The sequence below is a fragment of the bacterium genome (assembly GCA_016873475.1).
Taxonomy (GTDB): Bacteria; Krumholzibacteriota; Krumholzibacteriia; order JACNKJ01; family JACNKJ01; genus VGXI01.
Genome location: VGXI01000124.1, coordinates 1 through 9,570 on the forward strand (window position 1 = coordinate 1; position 9,570 = coordinate 9,570).

7 protein-coding genes are annotated in these 9,570 nt (G+C 72.8%); 5 read left to right on the forward strand and 2 right to left on the reverse strand.

Annotated elements, in window-relative coordinates; all coding sequences use genetic code 11:
* Positions 1-457: 457 nt before the first annotated feature.
* Positions 458-3,427 carry a hypothetical protein gene (locus FJ251_10390; GenBank protein MBM4118128.1) on the reverse strand — a complete coding sequence of 990 codons (2,970 nt, stop codon included), beginning with the start codon at positions 3,425-3,427 and terminating at the stop codon, positions 458-460.
* Positions 3,428-3,622: 195 nt separating this feature from the next.
* Between FJ251_10390 and FJ251_10395 the strand changes: the two genes are divergently transcribed.
* The 4 genes from FJ251_10395 to FJ251_10410 are packed head-to-tail and all read left to right on the forward strand — an operon-like array spanning position 3,623 to position 8,139.
* Positions 3,623-4,939, forward strand: coding sequence for a hypothetical protein (locus tag FJ251_10395; protein MBM4118129.1), 1,317 nt, complete (start codon positions 3,623-3,625; stop codon positions 4,937-4,939).
* Positions 4,932-6,176 (forward strand): hypothetical protein, encoded by a 1,245-nt coding sequence (locus FJ251_10400; GenBank protein MBM4118130.1) that lies wholly within the window; start codon positions 4,932-4,934, stop codon positions 6,174-6,176. Before FJ251_10395 ends, FJ251_10400 begins: the two co-directional genes overlap by 8 nt.
* 24 nt (positions 6,177-6,200) lie before the next feature.
* A complete protein-coding gene (locus tag FJ251_10405; GenBank protein ID MBM4118131.1) occupies positions 6,201-7,019 on the forward strand; it encodes a tetratricopeptide repeat protein in 819 nt (272 codons plus the stop codon).
* Positions 7,020-7,074: 55 nt separating this feature from the next.
* The gene (locus FJ251_10410) at positions 7,075-8,139 is read left to right on the forward strand and encodes a hypothetical protein (protein MBM4118132.1); all 1,065 of its coding nucleotides are present in this window, start codon (positions 7,075-7,077) and stop codon (positions 8,137-8,139) included.
* On the opposite strand, the gene FJ251_10415 is transcribed toward FJ251_10410, so the two are convergent.
* Positions 8,136-9,005, reverse strand: a complete 870-nt coding sequence (locus FJ251_10415) for an MBL fold metallo-hydrolase (protein MBM4118133.1) — start codon at positions 9,003-9,005, stop codon at positions 8,136-8,138. The two genes, FJ251_10410 and FJ251_10415, sit on opposite strands and share 4 nt — an antisense overlap.
* Before the next feature lie 120 nt (positions 9,006-9,125).
* Here FJ251_10415 and FJ251_10420 point away from each other — a divergent pair.
* Positions 9,126-9,570, forward strand: a 445-nt coding sequence (locus FJ251_10420; protein MBM4118134.1) for an inositol monophosphatase, incomplete at its 3' end; no start/stop codon positions are given.

Here is a 9,570-nt window from a genome sequence, read left to right on the forward strand (position 1 = left end):
CGACGACCCTCGACCTGCGCGTGGCCGTGCCAGGCGGCGCCTTGATCGGCATCTGGGAGCACCAGCACAAGCGCGCCGAGCACGGCGGGGAGTACGACGACGAGCTGTTCATCCTCGAGGTCGAGCTCGCGAACGGCTGGAGCCTGGGGGTGCTCGGCGAGTTCCTCAACTGGACGCGCGAGCAGCAGCTCCTCGAGCAGCAGCTCGAGGCGCGCTCCCGCTGGTCCGGCGTGCAGATCGCGGGGCCTGTCGGCGAGCGCCACAACCTGCGGCTCTTCGCCGGTGGGCGCCGGGCGGGCTACATCTGCGTGGGCGGCGTCTGCCGCTACGAACCCGCCTTCGACGGCGTCGAGCTCAGCCTGATCAGCCGCTTCTAGCCGCCGCGCCGATCGGCGCAAGAAACCGGGCGCCCCCTCGTCGAGGGAGCGCCCGTTCGCTTTCCGGCCGCGCCTCGCGCCTAACGCAGCAGGGTCAGCTTCGGCCCCACCTGCCGCTCGCCATCCGCGGCGAGCCGCGTGAAGTAGAGCCCGGCGGGCAGCGCGCGGCCGGTCTCGTCGCGGCCGTCCCAGACGAGGCTCAGCTCGCCGGCGGGCAGCGCGCTGCGCTCGAGGCAGCGCACTCGGCGGCCGCCGGCGTCGAAGATCTCCAGGCGCAGCTCGCGCGCGGACGCCCCGAGCGCGAAGCGCAGGGTCGTCTCGCCGCGGCTCGGGTTCGGCCAGGCCTCACCCGCGCTCGCGAGGAGCGGCGCCGCGGGCGCCGCGGTGAGGTCCTCGAGGAAGTGGCTGACCCAGGTGCTCCAGTTGCTCGAGCCGAGCGCGTACTCGCCGATCAGCCAGAACTCGTAGCCGGCCGGATCGACGGCGATGGCGCTGTAGTCGCCCCAGCGCGACTGCGTGTAGGCGACGGTGCTCTCCTTGACCCGCACCGGATCCTGCATCGTGTTGAGGGGGTCGCTGGCGCGGCGGTAGCAGCGCTGGATCGAGAGGTACTCGCTGATCGAGGAGTAGGCGAAGCACATCGCGGCGTCGCCGGCGGCATTGACGGTGATCGAGTTGAAGGTGGCGAAGCCGCTGCCGCCGGGCTGGACGGTGCCCGACTGCACGAGCGTCGGCGGGTCGCCGCTGGTCGGCCAACCCCGCATGTCGAACTCGTACCAGCGCGCAGCGACGCTCGTGCGCGCCGCCGTGGGCGCGATGTGGTGGCAGGCCCAGAGGCGGCCGTTGCGGTAGACGCAGCTCCAGAAGCGCGCCTCGAAGGTCTCGATCTGGGCCGAGGTGCCCAGGCTGCGCGCAGTGCCGGGGTCCCACCAGGTGTCCACCGTCAGCGCCGTGGAGACCAGGCTCGGCGCGCCGAGCGGGTTCTGCACGGCCCAGAAGGTGATGCTGTTCGCCTGCAGGCTCTCGTTGGCGTGGATCATGTACATGGCCGGGGCGTCGGTCACCTCGACGGGCAGGCCCATCGACTGCGTGCCGGTGTGCAGGACGCTGGTCGTCACCGCGGCGCCGCCGCCGAGCACGCTCGCCTTGCTCAGGATGTAGACGAGGTAGGTGTCCGGCGCGAAGAAGTCCGCGGTCAAGTAGACGGCCTGCTCGTCGACGGCCATGTTCGGCGAGTCGATGTCGTTGCCGGCCAGCGCCGTCACATCGAAACGGTACTTGTACCAGGCGCCCGTCGGGTCGGCGCTGGCCGAGACGGCATAGACGAAGTAGGAGCGGTTGTTCGTGCGCTCGCAGGCCATCGCCATGAAGCGCTGGTCGATGGGATCGAAGATCACCTCGGGGTCGAAGACGAAGCCGCCGGCGCCCTGCGCGCCCCAGAAGCCGCCGCCGCCCTCGATCGGCAGCTGCCAGAGCGGGCTGCCGGTCTTGCTGAAGGCGGCCAGGGCGCCGTTGGTGGTGGCCAGCACGTGGTTGGGCCCCACGGCCAGATGGGGATCCGGCGGCGTCCAGCCCGTGTTGAGAATGGCCTGCCAGCCCGCGTCGCGGCCGCCGCCGCCCGGCCAGCTCGGCTGGGGATCGGGGCTGCCGCTCGCGAGCTCCGGATCGTAGACCGGCGGCTGGTGGGGGAGCGCGGCGCCGGCCGCGAAGTCGGCCGTCGCCGCGGGCGCGTCCCGGCCGGCCCCGCGCTCGCGGAGCGCCGCCAGCGCGAGCCGGGCCTCGAGGCTCAGGCGGGCGCGGAAGCCGTCGGCGGGCAGGAGCAGCGTGAGATGGGCGCCCTTCTCGTCGTCCTGGCCCCCGTCGCCGGCCCAGGCGACCGCCAGGCGGCCATCGTCGGCGAGGACGAGCCGCGTGGCGCCGGTCGCCGTTGCCATCGCCTGCCAGCCGTCGGCCTGCTCGTTGACGCGGAATGCCGCGCCCCGCGCGGCGCCGCTCGCACCGTAGCGGCGGGCCCAGACGTCGGCCTCCTCGCCGGCGGGGCTCAGGAGATTCCAGGCGACGACCAGCTCGCCGGCCGCGTTCGTCGCCACGGCGACACCGCTCTGCCAGCCGCCCTGCTCGAGGCCAGGCGCGGCGATCACCCCGCGGGGGGCGAGATCCGGCGCGAGGCGCAGCAGCCGGGCGCGCCAGTCGATGTCCTCGCGCTCCAGCCAGGCGATCGCGAGCCCGCCGTCCGGCAGGCCGGCCAGGCTGGGCTCGATGCCGCCCGGCGCGATCAACCGCTCCTCGCCGAGCGCCCGGCCAGCGGCGTCGAAACGGCGCAGGTAGACGCCGCCGGCCCCGGGCAGGCCCGGAACCTGGCGCTGCCAGGCCACCGCGAAGCCGCCCCCGGGCAGCGCAGCCGCGCCGGGCAGGCGGTCGAGGGCCCCGGGCGACTCGCTCAGGGCCAGTTCGTCCCCGATCGGGGCGCCCTGGGCGTCGACGAGACGGCCGCGGATGCGGCCGCTGCCCGGCTCCGCACCCGGGCCGGCCCAGAGGGCGAGGCGGTGCGCAAGGCCGCCGGCGAGGCCGATCGCGCTGGGCGTCTCCTGGGAACCGGCGGTGACGGCGTTCAGTAGCAGCTCGTCGCCGCCCGCGCGGCGCCCGAGAATCCCCTGCGCAGAACCGTCCAGTCCCCAGGCTTCCCAGACGAGCCAGGCGCCACCCGCGCCGGCGCTCACCGCCGGGCGCTGGTGGTGGGTGCCGCGGCCCAGGTTGACCGGCAGCTCCGGCCCGCGCAGGCTGCCCAGGGCGTCCAGCCGGCGCGCGTAAACGCCGTAGCGGCCCTCCTGCTGGCGGCGGCTCTCCCAGACGGCGATGAGGCCGCCGTCGGCTTCGAGGGCGAGGGCGACTTGCTCCTGCGCGCTGCCGCGGTGCTGGTTCAGGCGCAGTTCGCGCGCTCGATAGCGATCCTCGCCCACCCGGCGCTCGCCGGCCTGAGCGGTGGCGGCAACGAGGATGGGCAGCAGGAGGACGAGGACGGCCAGTCGGGGGCGGCAGTGCAGCGGCATGGGGACCTCCGGAACGGGAAGGATGCAGCGATGAGACAGACCGACGAGGACTCCATTGTACAGCAACGCGGGCGGTCGCCCAAGGGCCTTGCGCCCGGCTTGACGGCTCCGCAACCCTGTGATAACAATGGCTCGCCGGCCTGCCGGCCGCATCCGCGCGCAGCCCGAGTCCCCGCCAAAGGAATGTCCAGCCGCTTGTCCGCTCGCCGCCGCTTCGCCCGGTCGCTCCCCGCGCTCTTGCTGGTCGGGCTGGCCATGAGCTTGGGCTGCCTGGAGCCCGGCAATACGCCCCTGGGGGCGGGCAGCGGGCTCGCCCCCATCCCCGAGGAGGCCCGCGTCTTCAGCCTCGCCGGCGAGGCGCTGGGACTCAGGTTCACCCGTCTCGAGGAGAGCCGCCCGCTCTTCGCCACCGAAGTCCTCTACTGCGGTTTCGATGAAGCCAGCGGCTTTCGCGCCGAGCCGGTCTTCCGCTTCGACTGCAGCCGGCTGGAGCCCTACGTCGCGGGCATCGCGACCGCCCGCCTCCTGCCGGACTTCCTCCGCGCCGACGTCGAGAAGCCCTGGCTGGACGACAACCCCGACATCGACCGCGCGGTCTTCGTGCGCGTCTGGCGCCTGCCCGACCGCGACTTCGAGACCGAGGTGCTGACCGGCCTCGCTGCCATGACGGGCGCCTGGCCGCTCAGCGCGAGTCCCGTTGCGCTGCAAGCCGGCAGCGAGGGCCTGCCGCTGCCGGCCGACAGCGTGGAGGCCTGGATCGCGGCCGATCTCACGGTGCACCTTGCCCTCGGTTACGAGGACGCCCTCAGCGAGCCCGGCCTCCTGCGCCTGACCAGCATGCGCTCGGACTCGACGGCCGCGGTGCTTCGCATCGATCCCGTCTCCAGTGCCGAGACCGTCCAGTCCACCGAGACGATCCTCGACGGCATCCTTGCCGCCAAGGACGATCAGGGCCCCGCATTTGCCGACCGCCTGCTGCTCGCCACCGGCGTCACGCGCGACGCGCACCTCATCTTCGATCTGCCCGACTCCCTGCGCGATCCTTCGCTGCTGCTCGTGCGCGCCATCCTGGAGTTGTGGCCGGACAGCAGCGGCCTCGTCGGCATGGGGCCCAGCGACCGGCGGGACAACGATCTCGGCGGCCTCTTCCTCGACGAGGGCGGCCTCACGCTCGCGCTGCAGGCCGTCGACGACAGCCTGCCCGGCTCGGCCGGGATCGAGACGGGCAGGGTGCTCGAAGCCCGCCTGTCCGTCTTCGCGCCCTATCTCACCTACGACGACGAGACCGAGGACCAGCTGACGGCCACGCGCCTCAGGGAGCCCCTGCGGCTGCCGCTCACCACCTGGCTCCAGGACTGGATGAACGGCGAGGACGAGAACTGCGGCCTCACCCTGCGCCTGAGCGGCGAGACCGAGCGCCTGCGCCAGGTCGTCTGGCACCTGCGGCCCGGCGATCCGGCCCTGGCGCCGCGCCTCGAGCTGCTCTACCTGCGGAGGCCCGACTTTGACTAGCACCCGGTCGCGCCGCGCCGCCGGCCTGCTGCTCGCGCTCGCGCTCGCCGCCCCCGCTGGCGCCGAGAGCCTGCTCGAGCTGCTGCCGCCCGGCGAGCCGCTCCTGCCCTTCGACGCCCACGCGATCGCCCTCGGCGGCGCGGCCGAGGCGCGCTGGGACCTCGAGAGCGGTCTGCCCGCCAATCCCGCGCAGCTCGTGGCCATCGATGGCGTCAGCTTCGCGACCGTCCTCCAGATGCGCCGCGGCCTGCGCGAACTGCCGAGCGGGGCCGACTGGGACGAGACCCGCCAGGATTTCCCGGCCTTCCAGATCAGCGCCGCCCTGCCGCGCGGCCTGCGCCTGGGCGTCGGCTATCGCGGTGACCTGCGGAGCCGCGGGGCCTTCTCGCTCCAGGTGCCCTTCGACCTCGACGCGGTGGACCACTACGCCCTGCGCTACGTGCAGGACGGCAGCCTCGCCCGCTTCCCGATCAGTTTCGCCTTCGCCCTCGCCGAGCGCTATCGCCTCGGCCTCGGCCTGAACCTCTACCGCGGCAGCCTGAACCAGGAGTGGCTCTACGACTTCCCCAGCGCGACCGGCGGGGACCCGGACCTCGGCTACCAGGACCGCAAGGTGCGCCGCGAGGGGAGCTGGCGCGGCACGGGCCTCGCCCTCGGCCTGCAGGCGCAGCCCTTCGGCCCGGCGACGACCCTCTCGCTGCGCCTGGACAGCGGCGCCGACCTCAAGGGGAGCAGCCGCATCGAGACGGCCGGTGAGGCGGCCGTCAGCGAGGCCGCCGTCGCCGGCGAGCTGCCGCTGCGCTGGGCGCTCGGCCTGGCGCGGCGCCTGCCGCGCGGCACCCTGGTCTCGCTGCAGTGGGACCACGAACAATGGAGCGACTACCGGGCGCCGCTGGGCGCCGTCCCCCTGCGCGACGTCGATCGCCTTGCGCTGGGGCTGGAGCTGCTCTGGAGCGAAGTGCCGCCCGCGAGCCGCCCGCAGCGCCGGCTGCCGCTGCGCCTCGGGCTGCGCGTCGGCGATTGGCCGGGCCCGGACGCGTTCACCGGCGCCGCCATCCGCGAGACCCTGCTCAGCGCCGGCACGGGGATCGATCTCCAGTCGGGTCGCGGTTCCCTCGACCTCACGGTCTTCTGGCAGCGGCTCGCGATCGGGGACGCGACCAGCGAGCGGCGGCTGGGTGTCGCCCTCAGCCTGCGCACCTCCGAGACCTGGACCCGGCGCAGCCAGCCCTTCTAGCCCCGTTTCGCCCGAGGAGAGGCAATGCTCAAGCGTTTCGTTCCGACCGCCGCCCTGCTGCTGCTCGGCCTCCTGGCCGCTGGCTGTCAGGGCGAACTCGACCAGTCCGATCTCGACGCGCTCGCCGCCCTGCCGGCCGCCGAGCGCGCCGCGCGCATCGAGCAGCTGATCGCCGCGCACCCGGAGCAGCCGCAGCTGCCCGGCCTGCTCGCGAAGGCGCGCTACGAGGACTACGCGGGCCTGGCGCCGCAGGCGCGCATCGAGGCGATCAAGGCGGCTCTGCGCGACGACCCCGAGAACGCGATCACCTCCAAGCTGCTCGGCGACGCCTACGCCGACTGCGCCCGCGGCGAGGGCGGCGTGAGCTATCTGGACAGCGCGCTCTTCGCCTACGAGAACGCGGCCCTCAAGGCGCCGCACTTCTTCTCGGCCGTCGGCAGCGTCGGCGCGCTCTACGACGAGAAGGAGGACTTCGAGCAGGCCATCGCCTGGTACGAGAAGGCGCTCCTCCTCGTGCCGGACCACGTGCCCACGCTCTGCAACCTGGGCGCCAGCCACTACAATCGCGGCGACTACGCGCAGGCCATGGACTACTACCGCCGCGCGCTCGCGCTGGACCCGCGCAGCCAGGACGCGCACTTCAATCTGGGCGTCGCCTTCGCCGAGGCGACGATCTACCGCGAGGCGATCCGCGAGTGGCGGGAAGTGGTCGCCATCGACAGCACGACGGCCGTCGCGAAGGAGGCGGCGAAGAACGCCGACCTCCTGCAAGACGTCCTCGACGAGACCATCTACAAGGGCGGCAAGAAGAGCCGCCGCATCAATCTCCAGGGCACTGAGTGATCGGGGCAGGGCGGCGCCGCCGCGGCGACGGCCTCACCCCCAGCGAGGAGGAGCCATGAAGCGAATCGTCCACGTCGTCGGCACGGGCACCATCGGCGAGCCTCTGATCGGGCTGCTCGTCGAGCACAAGCGGGAGCTCGGCTTCGATGAGGTCACCTTCCACAAGCGCACGCCCACGCCGCTGGACCAGCCGAAGATCAAGGACCTCATCCGCCGCGGCGCCAAGCTCAGCGCCGACGCGGACGCCAGGACCGGCTTCGCGGCGATGGACCTGGAGGTCACCTACGGCGCCGAAGAGGCCATCGAGCGCGCGCAGGTGATCATCGACTGCACGCCCTCGGGCAATGCGATGAAGGAGACCCTCTACAGCCGCTTCGACGACGGGCGCCGGCGCTTCGTCGCCCAGGGCAGCGAGTTCGGCTTCGGCAAGCCCTATGCGCGCGGCATCAACGACGACGCCCTCGACTACGACAAGGACCACTTCATCCAGGTCGTCAGCTGCAACACGCACAACATCTCGGCGATCATCCAGAACGTGGCCCTCGAGCCGCACGGCGAGGACAACCTCCTGCGCGGGCGCTTCCTCTGCCTGCGGCGGGCGAATGACATCAGCCAGGCCGGCAGCTTCATCCCGGCGCCCGAGGTCGGCAAGCACGGCGACGCCCGCTTCGGCACGCACCACGCCCGCGACGCCTACCACCTCTACAAGACGAAGGGCCTGGAGCTGGACCTCTTCTCGAGCGCGATGAAGCTGAACACGCAGTACATGCACATCATCCACTTTGCGCTCGCTCTGCGCCGGGCGACGGACAAGGAGACGGTTCTCGATCAGATCCGCAGCAACGATCGCCTGGCGCGCACGAATCAGGCGAGCGCGGGTGTCGTCTTCTCCTTCGGGCGCGACCACGGGCACTACGGCCGCATCCTCAACCAGACCGTCTTCGCCGTGCAGAGCCTGCACGTCAGCGAGGACGGCAAGGAGGTCTCCGGCTACTGCTTCACGCCGCAGGACGGCAACAGCCTGCTCAGCAGCGCGGCCGCCGCGGTCTGGCACTTCTATCCGGACGAGACCGTGAAGCGGCTGGACTGCCTGAAGCCCTTCTTCTTCAGCGAGGTCTAGGCGCCGGCGAGCAGGGCGTCGAGGGGGAGCGGCTGGAAGGCGGCGCGCTCCCCCTTCGCGTTCTCGGTCCAGAGGAGACGGCCGCTGGGGGCCGCGCGCTCGTGCTCGAAGTAGACGAACCAGTCCTCGGCACGCTGGCGCGCGAGCAGGCGGGCTTTGGTCTCGAGCGTGACCAGCGGCTGGAGGTCGTAGCTCATGATCCAGGCCAGGGGCAGGTGGCTGCTCGTCGGGATGAGGTCGCCGGGGTAGAAGAGCCGGCGGCCGCCGGGCAGGTCGATGAGCACCGACTGGTGGTGGGGGGTGTGGCCGGGCGTCGGCAGGAGCCGCACACCGGGCAGGATCTCCACCTCGCCGTCGACGCGCTCGAGCAGCCCCGCCTCCGCCACCGGCAGGAAGTTGCGCGCGAGATAGCTCGCGCGGCTGAGGGCGTGGGGGCGCACGGCGTCCTCCCACTCGCCGCGCTGGACGAAGTAGCGCGCGGCGGGGAAGCTGGGCAGGGCGCGGCCCTCGGCGTCGAGGCGCGTGTTGCCGCCGCAGTGGTCGAAGTGCAGGTGCGTGTTGACGACGTGCGTGACGTCCGCGGGCGAGAGGCCGCAGGCGGCCAGCCCGCTGAAGAGGTCGCCCGTGCGCTCCAGGGGGAACTGCGCGAGGAAGCGCGCATCTTCCTTGTCGCCGAGACCGGTGTCGATGAGGAGCCGGAAACCCGGTCCCTCGACGAGCAGGCAGTTGAGGCCGAGCAGGATGCGGTTCTCGGCGTCGGCGGGATCGCCCCGCTCCCAGAGCACGCGCGGAACGACGCCGAACATGGCGCCGCCGTCCAGACGGAAGCGGCCGTCGCTGAGGCTGTGCAGTCGCAGTTGCGCCATGGCGATTCCTCCTCGCGCCTGCGGCGACGGGCCGGGCGCGAATAGCTTAGCCGGACGGCCGGCGCGCGCAAGGGCGGGGAACGCCCGGCGGGCGCCGGCCGCCGCGGCGCGGAGGTGCCGATGAGCGAGCGGATGCGCGCGATCTGGAACGCCGACCTGCATGCGCGGCTGCTGGCCGGCCTGGCCGCGGTGGGGGACTTCCAGCTCGCGCGGCAGGGGTCGCTCGACCCGCGGAGCCTGCGCGAGAAGAGCGGCTGCAGCGATCTCGTCAGCGCCGTCGACACCGAGAGCGAGGCGCGCCTGTCCGATCTGCTCGGCGCGCTGCTCCCCGCCGCGGGGCAGCTCGGCGAGGAAGGGCTGCGGCGGGCCGGCGCCGGCGAGCTGGTCTGGGTGGTCGATCCCCTGGACGGCACCACCAACTACGCCCACGAGCATCCCTTCTTCTGCATCTCCGTGGCCCTGGTCGCGGGGCGCGAACCGCTCGTCGCCGCCATCCACGCGCCGCAACTGCGGGAGACCTTCCACGGCTGGGGCGGCCACGCCTGGCTCGGTCAGGGGCTCCCCC